The sequence below is a fragment of the Kosakonia cowanii JCM 10956 = DSM 18146 genome, assembly GCF_001975225.1.
Lineage (GTDB): Bacteria > Pseudomonadota > Gammaproteobacteria > Enterobacterales > Enterobacteriaceae > Kosakonia > Kosakonia cowanii.
Map to the genome: position 1 here is coordinate 2,362,221 of NZ_CP019445.1, position 22,307 is coordinate 2,384,527.

The 22,307-nt window shown below is 58.4% G+C and carries 17 protein-coding genes, 1 other RNA gene and 1 pseudogene; 13 read left to right on the forward strand and 6 right to left on the reverse strand.

The window, feature by feature from the left end; all coding sequences use genetic code 11:
• From lon to BWI95_RS11135, 5 genes are all read left to right on the forward strand, one after another.
• Entirely contained in the window at positions 1 to 2,355 is a 2,355-nt protein-coding gene (lon, locus tag BWI95_RS11115) for an endopeptidase La (protein ID WP_023481941.1), read from the forward strand.
• A 209-nt stretch (positions 2,356 to 2,564) separates the two neighbouring features.
• Positions 2,565 to 2,837 (forward strand): nucleoid-associated protein HU-beta, encoded by a 273-nt coding sequence (gene hupB / locus BWI95_RS11120; RefSeq protein WP_010428111.1) that lies wholly within the window; start codon positions 2,565 to 2,567, stop codon positions 2,835 to 2,837.
• Between the two features lie 209 nt (positions 2,838 to 3,046).
• Positions 3,047 to 4,921 carry a peptidylprolyl isomerase gene (gene ppiD / locus BWI95_RS11125; protein ID WP_054804406.1) on the forward strand — a complete coding sequence of 625 codons (1,875 nt, stop codon included), beginning with the start codon at positions 3,047 to 3,049 and terminating at the stop codon, positions 4,919 to 4,921.
• A 146-nt stretch (positions 4,922 to 5,067) separates the two neighbouring features.
• Positions 5,068 to 5,442 (forward strand): ComEA family DNA-binding protein, encoded by a 375-nt coding sequence (locus tag BWI95_RS11130; RefSeq protein WP_054804407.1) that lies wholly within the window; start codon positions 5,068 to 5,070, stop codon positions 5,440 to 5,442.
• Between the two features lie 95 nt (positions 5,443 to 5,537).
• Entirely contained in the window at positions 5,538 to 5,945 is a 408-nt protein-coding gene (locus BWI95_RS11135) for a YbgC/FadM family acyl-CoA thioesterase (protein WP_076769479.1), read from the forward strand.
• 603 nt (positions 5,946 to 6,548) lie between these two features.
• On the opposite strand, the gene queC is transcribed toward BWI95_RS11135, so the two are convergent.
• Entirely contained in the window at positions 6,549 to 7,244 is a 696-nt protein-coding gene (gene queC, locus BWI95_RS11140) for a 7-cyano-7-deazaguanine synthase QueC (RefSeq protein WP_076769480.1), read from the reverse strand.
• Positions 7,245 to 7,309: 65 nt separating this feature from the next.
• The gene (locus tag BWI95_RS11145; RefSeq protein ID WP_076769481.1) at positions 7,310 to 9,007 is read right to left on the reverse strand and encodes an SgrR family transcriptional regulator; all 1,698 of its coding nucleotides are present in this window, start codon (positions 9,005 to 9,007) and stop codon (positions 7,310 to 7,312) included.
• A 98-nt stretch (positions 9,008 to 9,105) separates the two neighbouring features.
• Between BWI95_RS11145 and cof the strand changes: the two genes are divergently transcribed.
• Positions 9,106 to 9,924, forward strand: coding sequence for an HMP-PP phosphatase (gene cof, locus BWI95_RS11150; protein ID WP_054804470.1), 819 nt, complete (start codon positions 9,106 to 9,108; stop codon positions 9,922 to 9,924).
• A gap of 73 nt (positions 9,925 to 9,997) precedes the next feature.
• Here the strand turns inward: cof and BWI95_RS11155 are convergent, their stop codons facing one another.
• The gene (locus tag BWI95_RS11155) at positions 9,998 to 11,050 is read right to left on the reverse strand and encodes a PLP-dependent cysteine synthase family protein (RefSeq protein ID WP_076769482.1); all 1,053 of its coding nucleotides are present in this window, start codon (positions 11,048 to 11,050) and stop codon (positions 9,998 to 10,000) included.
• A gap of 115 nt (positions 11,051 to 11,165) precedes the next feature.
• Here BWI95_RS11155 and BWI95_RS11160 point away from each other — a divergent pair, with 115 nt between their 5' ends.
• From BWI95_RS11160 to amtB, 5 genes are all read left to right on the forward strand, one after another.
• Positions 11,166 to 11,624: an Lrp/AsnC family transcriptional regulator gene (locus BWI95_RS11160; protein ID WP_023478271.1), complete on the forward strand. Its 459-nt coding sequence runs from the start codon at positions 11,166 to 11,168 to the stop codon at positions 11,622 to 11,624.
• 52 nt (positions 11,625 to 11,676) lie between these two features.
• Entirely contained in the window at positions 11,677 to 13,440 is a 1,764-nt protein-coding gene (locus BWI95_RS11165) for a SmdA family multidrug ABC transporter permease/ATP-binding protein (protein ID WP_054804469.1), read from the forward strand.
• The gene (locus tag BWI95_RS11170; protein WP_054804468.1) at positions 13,433 to 15,211 is read left to right on the forward strand and encodes a SmdB family multidrug efflux ABC transporter permease/ATP-binding protein; all 1,779 of its coding nucleotides are present in this window, start codon (positions 13,433 to 13,435) and stop codon (positions 15,209 to 15,211) included. Before BWI95_RS11165 ends, BWI95_RS11170 begins: the two co-directional genes overlap by 8 nt.
• 254 nt (positions 15,212 to 15,465) lie before the next feature.
• Positions 15,466 to 15,804 (forward strand): P-II family nitrogen regulator, encoded by a 339-nt coding sequence (glnK, locus tag BWI95_RS11175; RefSeq protein ID WP_023478250.1) that lies wholly within the window; start codon positions 15,466 to 15,468, stop codon positions 15,802 to 15,804.
• 31 nt (positions 15,805 to 15,835) lie between these two features.
• Positions 15,836 to 17,122, forward strand: coding sequence for an ammonium transporter AmtB (gene amtB / locus BWI95_RS11180; RefSeq protein ID WP_023478272.1), 1,287 nt, complete (start codon positions 15,836 to 15,838; stop codon positions 17,120 to 17,122).
• A gap of 74 nt (positions 17,123 to 17,196) precedes the next feature.
• Here the strand turns inward: amtB and tesB are convergent, their stop codons facing one another.
• Positions 17,197 to 18,057: an acyl-CoA thioesterase II gene (gene tesB / locus BWI95_RS11185; protein ID WP_023478293.1), complete on the reverse strand. Its 861-nt coding sequence runs from the start codon at positions 18,055 to 18,057 to the stop codon at positions 17,197 to 17,199.
• A 215-nt stretch (positions 18,058 to 18,272) separates the two neighbouring features.
• Here tesB and BWI95_RS11190 point away from each other — a divergent pair, with 215 nt between their 5' ends.
• Positions 18,273 to 18,842, forward strand: a complete 570-nt coding sequence (locus BWI95_RS11190; protein WP_054804466.1) for a YbaY family lipoprotein — start codon at positions 18,273 to 18,275, stop codon at positions 18,840 to 18,842.
• A 37-nt stretch (positions 18,843 to 18,879) separates the two neighbouring features.
• On the opposite strand, the gene BWI95_RS11195 is transcribed toward BWI95_RS11190, so the two are convergent.
• The gene (locus tag BWI95_RS11195) at positions 18,880 to 19,194 is read right to left on the reverse strand and encodes an MGMT family protein (protein WP_054804465.1); all 315 of its coding nucleotides are present in this window, start codon (positions 19,192 to 19,194) and stop codon (positions 18,880 to 18,882) included.
• Positions 19,195 to 19,364: 170 nt separating this feature from the next.
• Between BWI95_RS11195 and ffs the strand changes: the two genes are divergently transcribed.
• Positions 19,365 to 19,461: signal recognition particle sRNA small type (gene ffs / locus BWI95_RS11200), an RNA gene on the forward strand.
• Positions 19,462 to 19,500: 39 nt separating this feature from the next.
• Here ffs and BWI95_RS11205 read toward each other — a convergent pair.
• Positions 19,501 to 22,250 (reverse strand): annotated as a pseudogene (locus BWI95_RS11205) (LuxR C-terminal-related transcriptional regulator).
• Positions 22,251 to 22,307: the final 57 nt, after the last annotated feature.

Consider the following 22,307-nt stretch of genomic DNA (forward strand, 5'->3'; position numbering starts at 1 on the left):
ATGAATCCTGAGCGTTCTGAACGCATTGAAATCCCCGTATTGCCGTTGCGCGATGTGGTGGTTTATCCGCACATGGTCATCCCGTTATTTGTGGGGCGGGAAAAATCAATCCGTTGTCTTGAAGCAGCCATGGATCATGATAAAAAAATCATGCTGGTTGCGCAGAAAGAAGCGTCAACGGATGAGCCGGGTGTAAACGATCTTTTCACCGTCGGGACCGTGGCGTCTATTCTGCAAATGTTGAAACTGCCTGATGGCACTGTAAAAGTGCTGGTCGAGGGGCTTCAGCGCGCGCGCATTACTTCGCTTGCCGATAACGGCGAGCACTTCTCTGCGAAAGCGGAGTACCTGGACTCGCCGGCCATTGATGAGCGCGAGCAGGAAGTGCTGGTACGTACCGCGATCAGCCAGTTCGAAGGCTATATCAAGCTCAACAAAAAAATTCCGCCGGAAGTGCTGACGTCGCTGAACAGCATCGACGATCCTGCACGTCTGGCTGACACCATTGCTGCGCATATGCCGCTGAAGCTGGCTGACAAGCAGTCGGTGCTGGAGATGTCCGACATCAACGAACGTCTTGAGTATCTGATGGCGATGATGGAGTCGGAGATCGATCTGCTGCAGGTTGAGAAACGCATTCGCAACCGCGTGAAAAAGCAGATGGAGAAATCCCAGCGCGAGTACTATCTGAATGAGCAGATGAAGGCCATCCAGAAAGAGCTCGGCGAGATGGATGACGCGCCGGACGAAAACGAAGCGCTGAAGCGTAAAATCGACGCGGCGAAAATGCCGAAAGAGGCCAAAGAGAAGGCCGAGTCCGAGCTGCAGAAGCTGAAAATGATGTCGCCGATGTCTGCGGAAGCAACCGTGGTACGCGGCTATATCGAGTGGATGGTGCAGGTTCCGTGGAATGCGCGCAGCAAGGTCAAAAAAGATCTTCGCCAGGCGCAGGAAGTGCTGGATACCGACCACTACGGCTTAGAGCGCGTCAAAGACCGCATCCTTGAGTATCTTGCGGTTCAAAGCCGTATGAACAAACTCAAAGGGCCGATTCTCTGCCTGGTCGGGCCGCCGGGGGTAGGTAAAACCTCGCTCGGTCAATCCATCGCGAAAGCGACCGGCCGTAAATATATCCGTATGGCGCTGGGCGGCGTGCGTGATGAAGCAGAAATCCGTGGTCACCGCCGCACTTACATCGGTTCTATGCCGGGTAAACTGATCCAGAAAATGGCAAAAGTTGGCGTTAAAAACCCGCTTTTCCTGCTGGATGAGATCGACAAAATGTCTTCCGACATGCGTGGCGATCCCGCTTCTGCGCTGCTGGAAGTGCTCGATCCTGAGCAGAACGTGGCGTTCAGCGATCACTACCTGGAAGTGGATTACGATCTGAGCGACGTGATGTTTGTCGCCACGTCTAACTCCATGAACATTCCGGCACCGCTGCTGGACCGTATGGAAGTGATTCGCCTCTCCGGTTACACCGAAGATGAGAAGCTGAACATTGCCAAACGCCACCTGCTGACCAAGCAGATTGAGCGTAACGCGCTGAAACCGAACGAACTGACGGTTGATGACAGTGCGATCGTCGGTATTATTCGCTACTACACTCGCGAAGCGGGCGTGCGTGGCCTGGAGCGTGAAATCTCGAAACTGTGCCGCAAGGCGGTGAAACAGCTGCTGCTGGATCCGTCCCTGAAGCATATCGAGATCAATGGCGATAACCTGAATGACTATCTCGGCGTTCAGCGCTACGACTACGGTCGTGCGGATGATGAAAACCGTGTAGGCCAGGTAACCGGTCTGGCGTGGACTGAAGTGGGCGGCGATCTGCTGACCATCGAAACCGCCTGCGTGCCGGGTAAAGGCAAGCTCACTTACACCGGTTCGCTGGGTGAAGTGATGCAGGAGTCTATCCAGGCTGCATTGACCGTGGTGCGCGCGCGCGCAGAGAAGCTGGGTATCAACGGCGACTTCTACGAAAAACGCGACATCCACGTGCACGTGCCGGAAGGTGCGACGCCGAAAGATGGTCCGAGCGCCGGTATCGCCATGTGCACCGCGCTGGTCTCCTGCCTGACCGGTAACCCGGTTCGCGCCGACGTTGCGATGACGGGTGAGATCACCCTGCGCGGCCAGGTACTGCCGATTGGCGGTCTGAAAGAGAAACTGCTGGCAGCGCATCGCGGCGGCATCAAAACCGTGCTGATTCCTTACGAAAATAAACGCGATTTGGAAGAAATTCCGGAAAACGTCATTGCCGATCTGGATATCCATCCGGTGAAACGTATTGAAGAAGTGCTGACGCTTGCCTTGCAGAATGCGCCGTTTGGCATGCAGGTCGCCACTGCAAAATAGTGACCTCGCGCAAAGTGCGTAGAGAAATATAAGGCTGGTGAGTGATTTCGCACTTGCCAGTCTTTTTTTGTATAGCTAATTTAGATTGCTGGTCGGCTATGTCATCATCAACTGATGTTGTAAGGGCATGACAGGCCTGTTATAACTGCTGCGCGGTCGCACTGCGAAGGATGTGGTGCGATATAAAATATAAAGAGAGGAAGAGAAGAGTGAATAAATCTCAACTGATAGACAAGATTGCCGCTGGCGCTGACATTTCTAAAGCTGCCGCCGGACGCGCGTTAGATGCGTTAATTGCTTCTGTTACTGAATCTTTGCAATCCGGGGACGACGTAGCACTGGTTGGTTTCGGTACTTTTGCGGTTAAAGAGCGCGCTGCCCGTACTGGCCGCAACCCGCAAACCGGCAAAGAGATTACTATTGCTGCTGCCAAAGTCCCTGGCTTCCGCGCAGGTAAAGCGCTGAAAGACGCCGTGAACTAAGGACTTTCCCCACGCGGGGAGGGTGGCAACATACAAGGGCACATCGCGAGGTGTGCCTTTTTTATTTTCGCAAAATCAATTTCTGCGAGTTTATGCGCGATGCGGGCTAACAATTGCACCGTTTTCTTGTCAAAATACGCGCTTACATGCAGCGGGCCTCGTGCGCTGCCTGAGATCTACAGTCACCTACAGCGGAGTGTTGTTACACCATGATGGACAATTTACGCGCGGCGGCGAATCACGTCGTGCTCAAGATCATTCTGGGTTTGATTATCGTGTCATTCATTTTGACTGGCGTGGGTAACTACCTGATTGGCGGTAACAATAATTACGCCGCAAAAGTTAATGGCCAGGAAATTGGCCGTGCGCAGTTTGAAAATGCGGTAACCAGCGAACGCAACCGTATGGCGGAGAAGCTGGGTGACCAGTTCTCGGAGCTGGCCGCAAACGAAAACTACATGAAATCCGTACGCCAGCAGGTGCTCAATCGCATGATTGATGAAGCTTTGCTGGATCAATACGCGAAGAAGCTTGGCCTCGATATCAGCGATGAGCAGGTCAAAAACGCTATCTTCTCTACCGATGCTTTCAAGTCTGACGGCAAGTTCGATAATAACCGCTTCAACGCCCTCGTTAACCGTATGGGCATGAGCGCCGATCAATACGCGCAGGCGCTGCGCAACCAGCTTATCTCTCAGCAACTGATCAACGCCGTTGCCGGCACCGATTTTATGCTCAAAGGCGAGACCGACGAGCTGGCGGCGCTGGTATCCCAGCAGCGCGTCGTGCGCCAGGCGGTGATTGATGTGAACGCGCTGGCAGCAAAACAGACGGTCAGCGATGACGAGATCGCCAGCTATTACGACCAGAACAAGAGCCGTTTTATTGCGCCGGAGCAGTTCCGCGTAAGCTACATCAAGCTTGATGCGGCAGCGATGCAGGAAAACGCCACCGACGCACAGATTCAGGCTTACTACGACGAGCATAAGGATCAGTTCACTCAGCCGCAGCGTAATCGTTACAGCGTCATCCAGACCAAAACGGAAGATGAAGCGAAAGCGGTGATCGACGAGCTGAAAAAAGGCGCTGACTTTGCTGCCCTGGCGAAGGCGAAATCCGCCGACATCATCTCTGCCCGTAACGGCGGTGACATGGGCTGGCTGGAAGAGTCCACCACCCCGGACGAACTGAAAAACGCCGGTCTGAAAGAGAAAGGCCAGCTCTCAGGCCCGATTAAATCCTCCGTTGGCTACCTGGTGGCGCGTCTGGATGATATTCAGCCTGCCGTTGTCAAACCGCTGAACGAAGTACGCGATGAACTGGCGGCGAAAGTGAAGCATGAAAATGCGCTGGATGCCTGGTTCGCGCTGCAGCGTAAAGTGAGCGAAGCGGCAACTAACGATAACGAATCTCTGGCCGGTGCTGAACAGGTTTCAGGTACCAAAGCGGTGCAGACCGAGTGGTTTACCCGCGACAACCTGCCGGAAGAGCTGAACTTCAAACCGGTGAGCGATGCGATTTTCAACGGCGGTCTGGTAGGTCAGAACGGCTCGCCTGGCAACAACTCCGATATCATCACCGTTGATGGCGATCGCGCGTTCGTATTGCGTGTTACCGACCATAAAGCGGAAGCGATTAAGCCGCTGGCGGAAGTGAAAGCGCAGGTCACGGATATCGTTAAGCATGATAAAGCTGAGCAGCAGGCGAAGCTGGATGCCGACAAACTGGTTGAAGCGCTGAAAGCGGGCAAAGGCGACGACGCGATGAAAGCCGCTGGTCTGAGCTTCGGCGAAGCGAAAACTCTGGCGCGCCTCGGACAGGATCCGGTTGCAACCGCCGCCTTTAACCTGCCACTGCCGGCGAAGGATAAACCCTCCTACGGCAGCACCACCGATCAGCAGCGTAATGTTGTGATCATAGCGCTGGACGAAGTGAAAGCAGGCGAAATGCCGGAAGCGCAGAAGAAAGCGATGATGCAGGGCGTGACGCAGAATAACGCGCAAATCGCCTTTGAAGCGCTGATGAGCAACCTGCGTAAAGAAGCCAAAATCAAACTGGGCGATACCTCAGAACAGCAGCAGTAACGGGAAGCTTCTCCCAAAAAAAGGTAACGCTCTGCAATACATAAAGGCCGCTTTCGCGGCCTTTTCCATTTCTGCTGTTTGCCCTTTGTAGACATTTTCTGCCCTGGTTATGCTCCGCTGCGAGTTAACACAACGGAGATAACAGCATGAAACATGGAGTCAAATCCCTTTTACTGCCCCTGGCGTTTATGTGTGCGGCATTCAGTTCTGCCACGCTTGCCGTGCCCGCAAGCGGTGCAAAACCACCGGCGGCACACGCCGCGGCACCGGCTTCCCACACCAAAGGGCAGGAGGCGGCAAAGCCCGCGCAGGAAGAAGAAGAGGGCGTTAAAGTCAGCATCAACAGCGCGACGGCGGAAGAGTTATCAAAGGCGCTGAAGGGCGTTGGCCTTAAGAAGGCGCAGGCGATCGTCAGCTATCGCGAAGAGTATGGGCCGTTTAAGAGCGTTGAGGATTTAAAACAGGTGCCGGGCATGGGCGGCAAGCTGGTGGAGCGTAATCTGGTAAACCTGAAACTGTAAGCTGCTTGCGTAGTCGCTAATTTTTGCCAGAATTAGGAGGTCATACCAGTATGACCTCTGTCTCTATAACTATAAACAGTAAAGGTTAACGCGCTATGCAGACCCAAATAAAAGTTCGTGGATTCCACCTTGATGTCTACCAGCATGTAAACAACGCCCGCTATCTCGAATTTCTTGAGGAAGCGCGCTGGGATGGGCTGGAGCATCACGAGAGTTTTCAATGGATGACCGTCCACAACATCGCTTTTGTGGTGGTTAACATCAATATCAACTATCGCCGTCCGGCGGTGCTCGGCGACCTGCTGACGGTCACCAGCCATGTCCAGCAGATTAATGGCAAAAGCGGCGTGTTAAGTCAGGTGGTGACATTAGAGCCGGAAGGGCAGGTTGTTGCCGATGCGCTGGTGACTTTTGTCTGCATCGATCTGAAAACCCAGAAAGCGCTGGCGCTGGAGGGGGAGTTGCGGGAGAAGCTGGAGATAATGATCGGGGAGCGGGATTAGGTGCGCTGGAATCGCTGAAACCGCGTAGGCCGGATAAGCATTTATGCGCCATCCGGCATGTTTCACGGTGCCCATGCCGAATTGTCAGGCGTAGGCCGGATAAGGCGGAGCCGCCATCCGGCAATGGCGTTTGCATGTGGCTTTGGTGGTATTGTTCCGTTCACCATGCGTTCGGGAGTTTCATTAATCTCTTATGCGGTGAACGGGACAAGGGGAGCGGCCGCGCTCCCCTTGTCAATCCCCGCGGCCCCGCGAGGAAATCGGTGCTGCGCACTGCGCTCACCTCCCGCGTGCCTGACTGCGGCCGGCTCGACTCGACTTACTCGTTCCATTCTGGAACTCGTCCATGTCTCGGTTCGCCTCTGTCCGCCATCCATGGCGTCCAGACCTTGTCATTCACGCTTCGGTTCGCCGATTTCAGCGGGGACACAACCCCCTCGCTGTCATATTGCACATAAAAGCAAAGACGGTATCGCTGGAACTACGTTTTGGTAGGCCGGATAAGGCGAAGCCGCCATCCGGCAATGGTGCCGCGGTGATAACGCCGGATGGCGCGTACCGCTTATCCGGCCTACTGGATTGGTGCGGGTTTATTGGCCCGGCTTATTTCAATCCGGTTTTTGCTTTCATTGAGCTCATAACTGAGGCTTTATCGGCAAGGTACTGCTGCAACCCGTTGGCGCGTAAATGACACGCCGCGCAGTGGCCGCAACCATCCCCTTTGATGCCGTTGTAGCAGGTCAGGGTTTCGCTGCGCACCATATCGAGCGCGCCCCAGTAATCCGCCAGCGCCCAGGTTTGGGCTTTATCGATCCACATTAGCGGTGTTTCAAAAAGAATATCCTTCGCCAGACCGAGGCTAACCGCGTGGTTAAGCGCCTTCACAAACTCGTCGCGGCAGTCCGGGTAGCCGGAGAAATCGGTCTCACACACGCCGGTAATCACCGCTTCTGCCTGCACCTGGTAAGCGTATACCGCCGCCAGCGTCAGAAAGAGGATATTGCGCCCGGGAACAAAGGTGTTCGGAATACCGTCCGCGTTCTCTTCATAATCCGGCACCGGAATGCTGTCGCGCGTCAGGCTGCTCACGGCCAGTTCGTTAAGCAGCGTCACATCCAGCACTTTATGCGCCCGTGCGCCCAGCTTTTGCGCCAGTTCGCGTGCGACGTCGATCTCAGCGCGATGGCGCTGCCCATAATCAAACGTCACGCAATGGACTTCATCATACTGCTGTAACGCCTGCACCAGGCAGGTCGTGGAGTCTTGTCCGCCACTGAAGACGACAACGGCACGTTTCATAATTATTCCTGACATTTACACAAAAAAGGTATGGTAGCGCGTGAGCCAGGCAGCGACCAGCTTCTTCACGGCGACGGGGCCGGAAGCCACGCCTCGGTAAACTCAAACCAGCCGCGGCGATTGACCTCGATCCCCTCAACGCCCGGCGGCGCGCTAATGCGGTAGTGGTAATTAAAGAGCGGCGTCAGCAGCGCCTCGTCCATCAACCTGTCAAAGAGCGCTTTTAACGCCGCAATACGCGCCCGCTCGTCGGCCTGGCGCTGCACCGCATCCAGCGTCGCCTGCAGATGCGCGAACGGCGCGCTGCCGAGCAGGTTCGGCCACAGCGGATCGCAGCGCAGCCACTGCTCAAGGGTGTACTCCGGCGCTTCGCCAATCAGCCTGTCGCCCATCACCAGATCCGCCGCCGCCAGTTCGCGACACCCTTCCCAGCGTTTACCGTCGTGAAAAATTACCGTCAGCTCGCAGCCGAGCATGCCCAGAGAGGCTTTCAGCTGCTGCGCCATGGTGTGCAACTCCACCGGCAGGTGGTAGATAAGCGTTAGTTTCGCCGGCAAGGCGACGTTTTCTTCAGGCCAGCCGGGAATATGCCAGCCGGGCAGTAACTCCCGGCTCGGGGTAATCAGCCCCTCATCCAGCGGCAGCGTCTGCAAAAGCGAGGTGTGATGAATAATCTGCACCAGACGGCGCGCCTGCGCCGGGCTTAGCCGCGCGCCGGGGCGCAGGGCGAGATAGCAAAAACCGAGGCTGATGCTGTTACTCACCGGTTGCAAGTGGCGCAACTCCTCCGGCTCGCCGATGGCAATCTGCACCGGATGGCGGCAGCTGGTGCCTAAATCCTCATCAAAAAGCTGCGGCGCAATCCAGTACTCAACCGCTTTCAGCAGCGGGTGGCCTAAATGGTAGTGGTCGTGGCTCTCAAGGCGCACCAGTTCATCGCTGAAGGCGACAAGGCGAAACGGCCCGGTGCCAATCTGCGGATGAGCGGGGTGCGCGAGGCGGCTGCCGTAGCTCGCCAGCCGGTGCGCCAGCCAGTAATCGGGACGATGCAACTGAAAGGTAATGCACCACGGATGGGTGAGCGTAATGCGCTCAACGCTGGCGAAAAGCGTCCGTAGCGCCGGCAACTCAAGCAGGGCGACAAGCTGCTGATGCAACTGCGTGGCGGTGACCGTATCGCCATTGTGCCAGTGCAGGGTAGCGTGAAGGTGAAAACGCCAGCACAGGCCATCCTCGCTGCTCTCCCAGTGGTGCGCCAGGTCGCTCTGCGGCAACGCGCTGCGGCTGATAAAGCGTGTCAGCCCGCTAAAGATCTGCCCGGCAAGGTGCTGCTCCGCGCGGCCAGCGAGAAAGCCTGGCGCCAGCGGCTCCAGCGGGCGGTAGTAAGGAATGCGCAGCGTCGGCGTCTCGTTCTGCCACAGCCCGCCGAGATAGGGGTTGAGCAGCGCACGCAGATCCGCAGGATCAAGTTCAGCGAGCGCCAGCGCATTGTGCTGCTGCCCGGCCGTCAGTGCCTGCTCCAGCATCTCGCGCCGCAGTCGCTCCGGCGTGACGCAGAAATGCAGCGCGCCGCGTTTACCGCGCCCGGACTGCGCCTGCCACGTTAACCAACCGGCGGCCTGCATCTGGCGCAGCAGGGTGCGCATATGGCGTTCGCTGCAGTAGCAGCGCAGAGCCAGCTCGCTAATGCTTACCGCCTGATCCTCACCGGCAGAGGGTGACCAGAGGCGCTGAAATTGGTTAAGGCGGTTAAGTAATCTCATAACCCGGAACAATAATTCCTATCTATTCACTATTACTTCCGTATATCTCACGCAATACTGAAACACAACCTAACGGCATCAGAACTGGAGAGTAGATCATGGCGCGTCTGGCCGCTTTTGATATGGACGGCACCCTGCTTATGCCCGACCATCGTTTGGGCGATCAAACGCTGGCGGCGCTACGACGTTTACATGAACGGGAAATTACGCTGGCCTTCGCCACCGGTCGGCACGCGCTGGAGATGCAGCGCGTTGTGCAGCATATCGGGCTGGATGCTTTTCTCATCACCGGCAACGGCACGCGCATCCACTCCATAGAGGGCGAGCTACTCCATCGCCAGGATCTCTCCCCGCAGGTGGTCGAGCGCGTGCTGCACGGCCGCTGGGAGACCGATGCTTCGCTGCATGTGTTTAATGATTCCGGCTGGCTCACGGACAAGCCGATGCCGGAGGCGCTGCAGGCGCATCTCTTCAGCGACTTTAGCTATCAGATCACCGATCTTAAACGCCTGCCCGCCTGTGACGTTGCCAAGATCAGTTTTGTCGGCGATCACGACGATCTCTGCCGCTTGCAACAGCAACTTGATGAGCAGATTGGCGCGCAGGCGCATATCTGCTTTGCGGCGATGGACTGTCTTGAGGTTCTGCCGGTCGGCTGCAACAAAGGCGCCGCGCTGGAAGTACTCAGCGCCTCGTTAGGATTGACGCTGCAAGAGTGTATGGCGTTTGGCGATGCGATGAATGACAGAGAGATGTTAGAGAGCGTCGGCTACGGCATGATCATGGGCAACGCCATGCCGCAACTGCGCGCGGCGCTGCCGCATTTACCGGTTATCGGGCACTGCCGTAATCAGGCGGTGTCGCACTTTTTGACACACTGGCTGGACACTCCACATCTTCCTTATTCCCCCGAATGAAAAGATATTGCCAGCAAGCCGGGTTTTATTAATAAAACCCGGCTTTTTTTTGCCCGTCGCTATTGCCTTCGCGCTATTGCGGTGAGGTAAGCAGGGCGATCTGCGCTTTCCACGGTTCGATATCGCCGAGATTCGCCGCCACCCATTGCGGGTTGTAGTAGGTTTCAAGATAGCGCTCGCCGCTGTCGCACAGCAGGGTAACGATTGAGCCATGGCGCCCTTCGTTGCGCATCTGCGCCGCAAGCTGTAACGCGCCCCACATATTGGTACCGGTAGACGCGCCCACTTTGCGGCCAAGCTGCGTCTCCAGCCACTGGGCGGTGGCAACGCTGGCGGCATCCGGCACGCGCAGCATCTCATCGACCACATCGGCAATAAAAGACGGCTCAACGCGCGGGCGGCCAATGCCTTCGATTTTGCTGCCGATCGGGCTGCGCAGCGTGCTGTCGCGCTGCTGCCAGTAATCAAAAAAGACGGAGTTCTCCGGGTCAACCACCACCAGGCGCGTGTCATAACCCTGGCAGCGAATATAGCGGCCAATGGTTGCCGAGGTGCCGCCCGTTCCGGCGCTCATCACAATCGCTTCCGGCACCGGATGCGGCTCATTTTTCATCTGGCGGAAAATGCTGTCGGCAATGTTGTTATTGCCGCGCCAGTCCGTTGCGCGCTCGGCGAAGGTGAACTGATCCATATAGTGGCCGTTCAGCTCTTTCGCCAGCCGCTCGGATTCGGCGTAGATCTCGCAGGCGCTGTCGACAAAGTGGCAGCGGCCGCCGTAAAACTCGATCTGCTCCACTTTGCGTTTCGCCGTGCAGTAAGGCATCACGGCGATAAAGGGTAGCCCGAGCAGGCGCGCAAACCACGCCTCTGAGATGGCGGTCGAACCGGACGAGGCTTCAATAATCGTGGTGCCTTCCTTGATCCAGCCATTGCACAAGCCGTAGAGAAACAGCGAGCGCGCAAGGCGGTGCTTCAGGCTGCCGGTGGGGTGCGTGCTTTCATCTTTTAAATAGAGGTTGATACCCGGAAAACCCGTCAGCGTCAGGCGGATAAGGTGGGTATCCGCAGAGCGCTGCGCGTCGGCATTGATTTCATTAATCGCGTATTTGACCCAGCTGTTGTTCATGATGCTGTTCCGTTTGTCATTTTGTGCCCAGTCTAGCGAAAGGTGAAGAAAAAAAGGTTGCCATTTCGCCTTTTCGATAGACTATTTAGAGAAAAATTTTCTAACGGAGTAGGGGATGTTAGATAAAATTGACCGTAAGCTGCTCGCACTGTTGCAGCAGGATTGTTCGCTCTCTTTGCAGGCGCTGGCTGATGCCGTTAATCTGACCACCACTCCATGCTGGAAACGGCTGAAAAAACTGGAAGATGACGGTATCTTACTGCGCCGCGTGGCGGTGCTGGATGCGGAAAAGCTCGGGCTGGGGCTGACGGCATTTGTGCTGATCAAAACCCAGCATCACAGCAGCGACTGGTATAACCGCTTCGTTAGCGAAGTGACACAGCTCCCGGAAGTGCTAGGCTTTTGGCGTATGGCTGGCGAGTACGATTACCTGCTGCGCGTCCAGGTGGCGGATATGAAACGCTACGATGACTTCTATAAGAAGCTGGTCAACAGCGTGCCGGGGCTTTCGGATGTCACCTCCAGCTTCGCCATGGAACAGATAAAATACACCACGGCTTTGCCCATTGAATAACCCTTCCGGCGGTTAACCGACCGTCGGCAATTCACGTTCAGGATGTAACCGCGTGCGATTATTTGCTCAGTTAGGCTGGTATTTTCGTCGGGAGTGGCAGCGCTACCTCGGCGCCGTCGCCTTACTTATCATTATTGCTATCTTGCAGCTGGTCTCGCCAAAAGTGGTGGGGATTGTGGTGGATGGCGTCACCCAGAAGCAGTTTACCCATCAGCAGGTGTGGATGTGGGTAGCAGCGCTGGTGGCGATTGCCGTCGTCACCTATCTGCTGCGCTATGTCTGGCGCGTCTGGCTCTTCGGAGCCTCCTATCAGCTCGCCGTTGAACTGCGCGAGGATTTCTACCGCCAGCTCAGCCGCCAGCACCCGGAATTTTATCTGCGCCACCGCACCGGCGATTTAATGGCGCGCGCCACCAATGATGTGGATCGCGTGGTGTTTGCCGCCGGGGAAGGGGTGTTAACGCTGGTCGACTCGCTGGTGATGGGCTGCGTGGTACTGATTGTGATGGCAACCCAGATCAGCTGGCAGCTAACCCTGCTGTCGTTATTGCCGATGCCGATTATGGCGCTGGTGATCAAGCGCTACGGCGATCAGCTGCACAGCCGCTTTAAAGCCGCGCAGGCGGCCTTCTCTGCGTTAAACGATCGCACCCAGGAGAGCATGACCAGCATCCGCATGATCAAAGCCTTTGGCCTGGAAGATCGCCAGTCGGCGCTCTTTGGCAGCGAGGCGGCGGATACCGGCGCGAAAAACATGCGCGTGGCGCGCGTCGATGCGCGCTTTGATCCAACTATCTATATCGCCATCGGCATGGCAAACATGCTGGCGATTGGCGGCGGCAGCTGGATGGTGGTGCATGGTTCGCTGACCCTCGGCGAGCTGACCAGTTTTGCCATGTATCTTGGGCTGATGATCTGGCCAATGCTGGCGCTGGCGTGGATGTTTAACATCGTCGAGCGCGGCAGCGCGGCCTATAGCCGCATCCGCGATATGCTGGCGGAAGCGCCGGTGGTGAACGACGGCACGGAAACCGTGCCCGCCGAGCGCGGCACCTTAACGCTCTCCATCAAAGCGTTTCACTATCCGCAAACCGACAGCGCGGCGCTGACCAACGTCAGCGCGACCCTTGAGCCGGGCCAGATGCTCGGCATCTGCGGCCCGACCGGCGCGGGGAAAAGTACGCTGCTGGCGTTGATTCAGCGCCATTTTGATGTCGACGCGGGCGATATTCGCTTCCACGATATGCCGCTGACGCAGCTGAAACTGGACAGCTGGCGCAGCCGCCTTGCTGTCGTCAACCAGACGCCGTTTCTCTTCTCCGACACCATCGGCCATAACATTGCCCTTGGCAGGCCCGGTGCGACGCAGGAGGAGATTGAGCATGTGGCGAAGCTTGCCAGCGTCCATGACGACATTCTGCGCCTGCCGCAGGGCTACGACACCGAAGTGGGCGAGCGCGGCGTGATGCTCTCCGGCGGGCAGAAACAGCGTATCTCCATCGCCCGTGCGCTGCTGCTGAATGCCGAAATCCTTATTCTTGATGACGCCCTCTCCGCGGTGGATGGGCGCACCGAACACCAGATTTTGCACAACCTGCGCCAGTGGGGCGAAGGGCGCACCGTAATTATCAGCGCGCATCGCCTGTCGGCGCTGACGGAAGCCAGTGAGATTATCGTTATGCAACATGGCCATATCGCCCAGCGCGGCCAACATGAGCAGCTCGCGCGCCAGCCTGGCTGGTATCGCGACATGTACCGGTATCAGCAACTGGAAGCGGCGCTGGACGACCATCCGCAGGAGGCCGGGGATGCGTAACTTCTCTCGTCAGTGGCCAACGCTGAAACGTCTGCTGGTCTACGGTAAACCGTGGCGCAAGCCGCTCAGTAAAGCAGTGCTGATGCTGTGGGTGGCGGCAATTGCCGAAGTCTCCGGCCCGGCGCTGATCAGCTACTTTATCGATAATATGGTGGCGAAAAGTTATCTTCCGCTTGCGCTGATCGCCGGGCTGGCGGCGGCTTATGTTGGCCTGCAACTGCTGGCGGCAGGGCTGCACTATGCCCAGGCGCTGCTCTTTAACCAGGCGGCGGTCGGCGTGGTGCAACAGCTGCGCACCGATGTAATGGATGCCGCGCTGCGCCAGCCGCTCAGCGCCTTCGACACCCAGCCGGTAGGGCAGATTATCTCGCGCGTGACCAACGACACCGAAGTGATCCGCGATCTCTACGTAACGGTGGTCGCCACCGTGTTGCGCAGCGCGGCGCTAATTGGCGCGATGCTGGTGGCGATGTTCAGCCTCGACTGGCGTATGGCGCTGGTAGCGATGGGCATCTTCCCGGCGGTGATTATCGTGATGCTGATCTATCAGCGTTTCAGCACGCCGATTGTGCGGCGCATGCGCGCCTACCTTGCCGATATCAACGATGGCTTTAACGAAATCATCAACGGCATGAGCGTGATCCAGCAGTTCCGCCAGCAGGCGCGCTTCGGCGAGCGCATGAGCGAAGCGAGCCGCTCGCACTACTTCGCACGGATGCAAACCCTGCGCCTCGATGGCTTCCTGCTGCGCCCGCTGCTTAGCCTCTTTTCCGCGCTGGTGCTCTGCGGCCTGCTGATGCTGTTTGGCTTCTCAACCGTCGGCACGGTGGAGGTTGGGGTGCTTTACGCCTTTATCAGCTACCTTGGCCGCCTTAACGAGCCGCTGATCGAGCTGACGACCCAGCAGTCGATGCTGCAACAGGCGGTGGTCGCCGGTGAGCGCGTCTTCGAACTGATGGATCGACCGCGCCAGAACTACGGCGATGACGAGACGCCGCTGCACAGCGGGGCGATCGACATTGAAAACCTCTCCTTCGCCTACCGCGAAGATCAACTGGTATTGCAGGATATCTCCCTGCATGTTGAGCCGCGCAGCTTTGTCGCGCTGGTCGGCCATACCGGCAGCGGTAAAAGTACGCTTGCCAGCCTGCTGATGGGCTACTACCCGTTAACCAAAGGGGAGATCCGCCTCGACGGTCGCCCGCTTGCCACGCTAGGCCACAGCGCGCTGCGCAAAGGCGTCGCGATGGTGCAGCAGGATCCGGTGGTGCTGGCCGACAGCTTCTTCGCCAACGTCACTCTTGGGCGGGATATCAGCGAAGAGCGCGTCTGGAAAGCGCTTGAGATTGTCCAGCTTGCCGACCTGGCACGCACCCTGAGTGAAGGCATCTACACCCGCCTTGGCGAGCAGGGGAATAATCTCTCCGTCGGGCAGAAACAGCTGCTGGCGCTGGCGCGCGTGCTGGTTGATGCCCCGCAGATCCTGATCCTGGATGAAGCGACGGCGAATATTGACTCCGGCACCGAGCAGGCGATCCAGCAGGCGCTGGCGGCGATCCGCGAGAAGACCACGCTGGTGGTGATTGCCCACCGCTTATCGACCATTGTCGAAGCGGAAACCATCCTGGTGCTGCACCGCGGACAGGCGGTTGAGCGCGGTACCCATCAGCAGCTGCTGGCGGCGAAAGGGCGCTACTACCAGATGTACCAGCTGCAGTTAGCGGGTGAAGAGCTGGCGGCCAGCACGCGGGAAGAGTCGCTCAGCGCCTGATGCACCAAAATTAAGCACCCTGCGCGCATCAGCGCCTGGTGGTGCAAAAATGTAACGCACCATGCACTGTCATGGTGCGTTTTTCTTTTTTCCGCCGCTTCTGCATCATCAGTGCGCTTGCGCCGCCCATCACCGCTTCTGGCTTTGTCTCTTTATTGCGCGAAAACGCGCGCCTTCACATTTCTGGCACACCCCTTGCAATACCTTCCTCATGTTGGCTGCGTCCATTTGCGAATGTCGAGTGAGGGGAATCTATGAAGCTGGTAACCGTGGTGATTAAGCCATTCAAACTTGAAGATGTGCGTGAAGCGCTCTCTTCGATTGGTATTCAGGGGCTGACCGTGACGGAAGTAAAAGGGTTTGGCCGTCAGAAGGGGCATGCCGAGCTTTACCGCGGTGCGGAATACAGCGTCAACTTCCTGCCAAAAGTAAAAATCGACGTGGCGATCGCCGACGATCAGCTTGATGAGGTGATCGATATCATCAGTAAAGCGGCCTACACCGGAAAAATTGGCGACGGCAAAATTTTCGTTGCCGAACTCGAACGCGTGATCCGTATTCGTACCGGCGAAGCCGACGAAGCGGCGCTGTAATAGCTGACACACAGTGATAGGGATCGGAAAAATGAGAATGAAAACAGTAAAAGCTACCCTTGCCTCGCTGGCTTTGCTGCCGGGCCTGGCGCTTGCCGCGCCGGCCGTTGCGGATAAAGCCGATAACGGTTTTATGATGATTTGCACCGCGCTGGTGCTGTTTATGTCCATTCCGGGCATCGCGCTCTTTTACGGCGGCCTGATCCGTGGCAAAAACGTGCTCTCAATGCTGACCCAGGTGGCGGTTACCTTCGCGCTGGTCTGCATTCTCTGGGTGGTCTACGGCTACTCGCTCGCCTTCAGCGAAGGCAACAGCTTCTTCGGCAGCTTCAACTGGGTGATGCTGAAAAATATTGCCCTCACTGATGTGATGGGCAGCATCTATCAATACATCCATGTCGCTTTCCAGGGCTCCTTCGCCTGCATCACCGTGGGGCTTATCGTCGGCGCGCTCGCCGAGCGTATTCGCTTCTCTGCGGTGCTGATATTTGTGGTGGTGTGGATGACGCTCTCCTATGTGCCGATTGCGCACATGGTATGGGGTGGCGGTCTGCTGGCAACCCACGGCGCGCTCGACTTTGCCGGCGGTACGGTGGTGCACATCAACGCCGCGATTGCAGGCCTGGTGGGTGCGTACCTGATTGGCAAACGCGTCGGCTTCGGCAAAGAGGCGTTTAAACCGCACAACCTGCCGATGGTCTTTATCGGTACTGCGATCCTCTATGTTGGCTGGTTTGGCTTCAACGCCGGTTCGGCGAGCAGCGCCAACGAAATCGCCGCGCTGGCCTTTGTGAACACCGTGGTCGCCACTGCTGCCGCGATCCTCTCCTGGGTGTTTGGCGAGTGGGCAATGCGCGGCAAGCCTTCGCTGCTCGGTGCCTGCTCCGGTGCGATTGCTGGCCTGGTGGGTATCACCCCGGCGTGTGGTTATGTCGGTGTCGGCGGCGCGCTGATTGTCGGTCTGGTGTGCGGTCTGGCGGGTCTGTGGGGCGTGACGGCGCTGAAACGTATGCTGCGCGTCGATGATCCGTGTGATGTCTTCGGCGTTCACGGCGTGTGCGGCATTATCGGCTGTATCCTGACGGGCATCTTCGCCTCCACCTCCCTCGGCGGCGTAGGCTTCGCCTCCGGCGTCACCATGGGCCATCAGGTGCTGGTGCAGCTGGAGAGCGTGGGCATCACCATCGTCTGGTCTGCGGTCGTCGCCTTTATCGGCTACAAACTGGCGGATATGACGGTTGGCCTGCGCGTACCGGAAGAGCAAGAGCGTGAAGGGCTGGACGTCAACAGCCACGGCGAAAACGCCTACAACGCCTGATAAGTTGAGTATCTCCTGAGCATAAAAAAGCCTCCGCGTACGGAGGCTTTTCTTTTGGCGGTAACACAACCGGCTTAGTTGCGGTTACGCATTACCCCTTCCTGCACGCTGGAGGCCACCAGCACGCCATCCTGGGTATAGAATTCGCCGCGCACAAAGCCGCGGGCGCTGGAGGCGGAGGTGCTCTCCACGCTGTAGAGCAGCCAGTCGTTCATATTGAACGGGCGATGGAACCACATTGAGTGGTCGATAGTTGCCACCTGCATGCCGCGCTCAAGGAAGCCAACGCCGTGAGGCTGCAGCGCCACCGGCAGGAAGTTAAAGTCCGAGGCGTAGCCAAGCAGATATTGGTGGATGCGGAAATCTTCATCCAGCACGCCGTTGGCGCGGATCCACACCTGACGCACCGGATCGGCCACATGGCCCTTCAGCGGGTTATGGAACTCGACCGGGCGGATCTCCAGCGGCTTGTCGCTGAGGAACTTCTCTTTCACGCCGGGCGGCAGCAAGTGCGAGAGATCGCGGGCGATCTCCGTTTCCGATTTGAGCGAGTCCGGCGCGGGCGCGGCGGGCATCGTTTTTTGATGCTCATAGCCCGGCTCCGGTGCCTGGAAGGAGGCGGTCATATAGAAAATCGGTTTGCCGTTCTGCACCGCTGCCACGCGGCGAGCGCTAAAGCTGTTGCCGTCGCGCAGCACTTCCACGTCATAAACAATCGGTTTTTGGCTATCGCCGGGGCGCAAAAAGTAGCTGTGGAAAGAGTGCACCAGGCGGTCTGCCGGAACGGTCTCTTTCGCCGCATAGAGCGCCTGCCCAACCACCTGGCCGCCAAAGACCTGGCGCAGACCTAAATCTTCGCTCTGCCCACGGAACAGCCCCTCTTCAATTTTTTCCAGATTCAATAATGCCAGCAGATTAGATAGCGCCTGACTCATACAATTCCTCAAATAAATAGCGGCTGACGTAGCATATATTGCCTGAGTATAACCTGGAAAATGGAGTGGTCCGATGGGTGCAATAATCTGAATGAATTGGTGTTTACAGGAATATATCGGGTATATGTGCCACACTTGTTCAGGTTACGAAGGTTTAGCCACACACATCTGGCAGGCGCTGCGCCTGCAGGTGCATTGAAGATAAGGAGAGATCAATGAAACTCGTGCCCATGTTAAGTGGTTTAGCAGTCGCAGTCGCGTTATCGGCGTGCGCCCAAAAAGGCGGCGATATTCCAACGCCGGCACCTAATCCCAATGCGCCGTCCGCAACCCATAAAGCGGCGATTGCTCAGCCAAGCGTGACCGGTACGGTCTGGATCCGTCAGAAAGTGGCGCTGCCGCCGGATGCGGTGTTAACCGTTACCGTTTCTGATGCCACCCAGGCCAACGCGCCGTCGAAAGTGCTGGCGCAGAAAGCAGTGCGAACCGATGGCAAACAGCCGCCGTACAGCTATGTCCTGCCGTTTAACCCGGCCGACATCCAGCCAAACGCGCGTATCCTGCTGAGTGCAGCGATCACCGTTGATAACAAGATGGTGTTTATCACCGACTCGGTTAAGCCGGTTATCAACCAGGGCGGCACCAAAGTCGACCTGACGCTGGTTCCGGTTCAGCAGACCGCGGTTCCGCTGCAGCAGAGCGGTGGTACGCCGAACACCGTACCGTCGACATCACCAACGCAGGTCACCCCGTCTAACGCCACTCCGGCGCCGACCCAGTACTAATCTGCGTGCGTTTTGCTCCTCTCCTGCGGGGGAGGAGCTACTCATAGCGCCAGCGATACTTGTTCAAATCAATCTCCCCACTTCCCGACACCACCACGCCCTCTGCCAGCAGTGCCTGACGCTGCCTTTGTAGATCCGGCCCGCTCAGCGAAATAGCCCCATAGCGATTCACCACCCGATGCCACGGCAGCGTGCTGCCCTCCGGTAAGCGCTTTAACACACCGCCGACCTGGCGTGCCGCGCGCGGCGAACCGGCCAGTTTCGCCACCTCGCCATAGGTAGTGACATAACCCTCCGGAATGGCGGCGACAATTTGCCATACCCGGCGGGGAAAAGAGTCTTGCGTATCCATCACATGCTCCTGAGCAGAGAAGGGGGCAGAATAAACAGCGATTTACCCGCTGTGAAGGGGCGATTGCGCAAGAAACCAGCATCCGTCAGCCTATGGGTTGCAATTGCCCTGCCGGATGGGGATAATGCGCCAGCGCGTTGGTTATCAACCTTCGCTCTCAATGGGGGCCCTGTTGGTTCTCCCGCAATGCTACTTTGTTCACCAGGTCAGGTCCGGAAGGAAGCAGCCAGGGCAAAGGACGTGTGTGCCGGGATGTAGCTGGCAGGGCCCCCACCCATTTCAGCCGCTGTTACGCAGCGCGCCGCACTACTCCACTTTCAGCAACTTCCACTCACGCGCCTGGTTTACCGCCTGCATCCGGCTGCTGACCTGCAACTTCTCATACATCTGTTTTAAGTGCCATTTGACCGTCTCCGCCGAAATCCCCAGCACGCGGGCAATCTCTTTGTTCGAGTGACCGCTGGCGATAAGCTCAAGCGTCTGCTGCTCACGCTCGGTGAGATAGCGCGTCTCTTCCGCCTCATCGTGCCGTTTCGGCGGTAAACCAAACCGTTCGACCGCCTGCTGTCGCAGGGTTGCAGCCTGTTGCCGGAGCGCCTCCGGCGTTGCCTGGCGGGCAAGCAGTTCGTCCAGCAGCCCTACTAATACCGCACCGAGATCGAGCAGGCTGCGCAGTAAACCTCGCTCAAGCGCCTGTTGCAGCGGTGAGGTGAAAACCATACCCGCCTGTTGATACGCCCCGGCATGCCAGAGGGCGGCGGCCTGCGCCAGACGTAAGCGCAGGGCAGAGCGCGCTTCGCCCCGCTGCTGCTGCTCGTCGGCCAGCACTGCAAAGGCAGCGGCGGCCTGATGGGCATGGCCCTCGGCAAGGGCGATGCGGCTTTCACTGACCCGCCGATAAAAGCCGATCGCTCCGTTTTCAGCATGTTCACTGTGCAACTGCCGGAGCGCGTCCAGCGTCTCCAGGGCCGGGGAGAGCGACTCATCACGCAGATGCAGTTCAACCGTTTCCGCCAGCAGCGCCGCCTGCGCGCGCAGCCACTGGCGCTGGCGCGTCAGCTCGCCGCCATAGGTGAGAAGCCGTTTCGCCTCCGCAAGCTGGCCGTTGAGCGCCGCCTGGCGTGAGAGAACGATAAAGCAGCGGCTCAGCCCCTCCGGCGGGCAAAAGGTCTCGATCATCTCAAGGCGCAGCGCCAGCAGCGCGTCGATATCCTGCCGCTCCTCGCGCTCCCAGGCGACCTCCGCCAGAATCGGTGCCAGCGTTGCGCCGCTGCTGGAGTTGCTGCCGGTTTGCGCCTCGGCGGCTTGTAGCGTCTGCGCCGCCACCCGTTTTGCGTCAGCCAGATTGCCCTGACGTAAATGGGCCTGGGCGATGACAAAAGCGCGCCAGACATCAACAAACAGATTGCGGTTTGCCACTTTCAGCTCCGGCAACCTGCTCTGCACCGCCAGCGCCTGCCCCGGCCGGCATTAACGAGGTGGCAGTAGCTGAGAATGTTGCACACCAGCCCATCCACCCAGCGATCACCGCAGGGGATCTCCGCCAGCAGCGGCTCCACCAGTGCCACGCTGAGTTCAATGTTCTCGGCGAAGGCTTCACAAATCGCCCGCACCACCCGCAGCTTGACCCGCACACTGTGCGTCAGCGCGGCGTCATGCGTCATCGCATCAATGCCGTCGAGGAGTTCGCGCGAAGCCTGGAAGCGGAAGTGGTGCGCCAGCGCCCAGGCGAGATTGAGCTGCAAATCAATGCGCGACGGATCGGGCGTCAGCGGCAGAAAGTGCATCCAGCGCACCAGCGTGTCGATATCCCCCTCTTCGGCGAGGGACTGCGCGCTGGCTTCGGCATGCCGTGCGCCGCTTTTCCCTGCCGCCAGCGCGTGGCGCACCGCCTCGGCCCAGAGTTGCTGCCCGGCAAACCAGTTGCTGGCGCGCTCATGCAGCTGCCGCATGCGCGCCGGTTCGCTCTGCTGCAAGCGGGCCAGCAGCGCGTCGCGCATCAGGTGGTGGTAGCGAAACCAGCCGCCGTGCTCATCCAGCGCGGTGATAAAGAGATTATGCTGCTGGATCCAGCCGAGCATCGCTTCGCCGTCCTCGCGTCCGGTCAGCGCATCGCACAGCGCCGGGGTGAGGCGGTTGAGAATCGCGGTTTGCAGCAGAAAATCGACCACCGCCTCCGGCAGCGGGGTAAAGATCACCTCATCGAGATAGCGCGCCAGGGTGCGTGAACCGGAAGGAATAGGCGCCAGAAAGCGCTGCGGATCGTGGTGCCAGTCCGGTGCCAGCGCGGCGATCTTGATCCCGGCCACCCAGCCCTCTGTGGCCAGCATCAGCCGCTGAACATCCTGCGCGACGGGGATCGCCGTACGCGCGGCGTCGCTGAGGTAGTCCTGCGCTTCGGCGAGAGTGAAACGCAGATCCTCGTCGTGCAGTTCCTTGAGCGCATCCTGTAGCGCCAGGCGGCTCAGCGCCAGCGGCGGGCGAAAACGGCTGCCAATGATCAGGTGTAGCGAATCGGGCGCGTGATTGATAAGCCAGCTTATGCCCTCGTGCAGCGCGGGGTGGGTCAGGGCGTGGTAATCATCAAGGATCAGCCACACCGGGTGCGGGCAGCGGTGCAGCTGGTTGGTCAGCTCCGCCAGCAGCACCGAGAGATCCGGCGTCATATCGCCCTGCAAAAAGGGGGCGAGCGCCTCGCCCCAGCCGCTGTAGAGCGGCTTCAGGGCGGTGACCAGGTAGCGAGCAAACTGCGCCGGATCGTTCTCATCCTCTTCAAGGCTCAGCCAGCCGATGGCGTCACCTTGCTCCTGGCGACGGCGATACCACTGCGCCAGCAACGTTGTTTTCCCGGAACCGGCCGCGGCGCAGATAAGCGTCAGCGCACCATCGGCGGCTTCATCCAGCCTGGCCAGCAGGCGGTCACGCTCAAGCAGCACGCCCGGCGAGCGGGGCGGGGTTAATTTGGTGAGGATCAGCGGCAGCCGGCGCGTGAAGCGGAAAGGTTCCTCGCGATAGCTGGCCGCAAGCAGAGAGTCTGTTGAGGTCAACGATTTCATACGAGCCTGCCCCTGTTCACAAAAGTCGCTGCTAAGTGTAAGTAACTGACACCCGCC

What these genes read in the sequence shown, in the direction of transcription:
- amtB (WP_023478272.1), top strand. Translation starts at nt 15,836, where the DNA reads ATGAGAATGAAAACAGTAAAAGCTACCCTTGCCTCGCTGGCTTTGCTG.
- BWI95_RS11130 (WP_054804407.1), top strand. Translation starts at nt 5,068, where the DNA reads ATGAAACATGGAGTCAAATCCCTTTTACTGCCCCTGGCGTTTATGTGT.
- glnK (WP_023478250.1), top strand. Translation starts at nt 15,466, where the DNA reads ATGAAGCTGGTAACCGTGGTGATTAAGCCATTCAAACTTGAAGATGTG.
- BWI95_RS11170 (WP_054804468.1), top strand. Translation starts at nt 13,433, where the DNA reads ATGCGTAACTTCTCTCGTCAGTGGCCAACGCTGAAACGTCTGCTGGTC.
- BWI95_RS11195 (WP_054804465.1), bottom strand. Translation starts at nt 19,194, where the DNA reads ATGGATACGCAAGACTCTTTTCCCCGCCGGGTATGGCAAATTGTCGCC.
- tesB (WP_023478293.1), bottom strand. Translation starts at nt 18,057, where the DNA reads ATGAGTCAGGCGCTATCTAATCTGCTGGCATTATTGAATCTGGAAAAA.
- ppiD (WP_054804406.1), top strand. Translation starts at nt 3,047, where the DNA reads ATGATGGACAATTTACGCGCGGCGGCGAATCACGTCGTGCTCAAGATC.
- lon (WP_023481941.1), top strand. Translation starts at nt 1, where the DNA reads ATGAATCCTGAGCGTTCTGAACGCATTGAAATCCCCGTATTGCCGTTG.
- BWI95_RS11160 (WP_023478271.1), top strand. Translation starts at nt 11,166, where the DNA reads ATGTTAGATAAAATTGACCGTAAGCTGCTCGCACTGTTGCAGCAGGAT.
- BWI95_RS11190 (WP_054804466.1), top strand. Translation starts at nt 18,273, where the DNA reads ATGAAACTCGTGCCCATGTTAAGTGGTTTAGCAGTCGCAGTCGCGTTA.
- queC (WP_076769480.1), bottom strand. Translation starts at nt 7,244, where the DNA reads ATGAAACGTGCCGTTGTCGTCTTCAGTGGCGGACAAGACTCCACGACC.
- BWI95_RS11135 (WP_076769479.1), top strand. Translation starts at nt 5,538, where the DNA reads ATGCAGACCCAAATAAAAGTTCGTGGATTCCACCTTGATGTCTACCAG.
- BWI95_RS11155 (WP_076769482.1), bottom strand. Translation starts at nt 11,050, where the DNA reads ATGAACAACAGCTGGGTCAAATACGCGATTAATGAAATCAATGCCGAC.
- BWI95_RS11145 (WP_076769481.1), bottom strand. Translation starts at nt 9,007, where the DNA reads ATGAGATTACTTAACCGCCTTAACCAATTTCAGCGCCTCTGGTCACCC.
- cof (WP_054804470.1), top strand. Translation starts at nt 9,106, where the DNA reads ATGGCGCGTCTGGCCGCTTTTGATATGGACGGCACCCTGCTTATGCCC.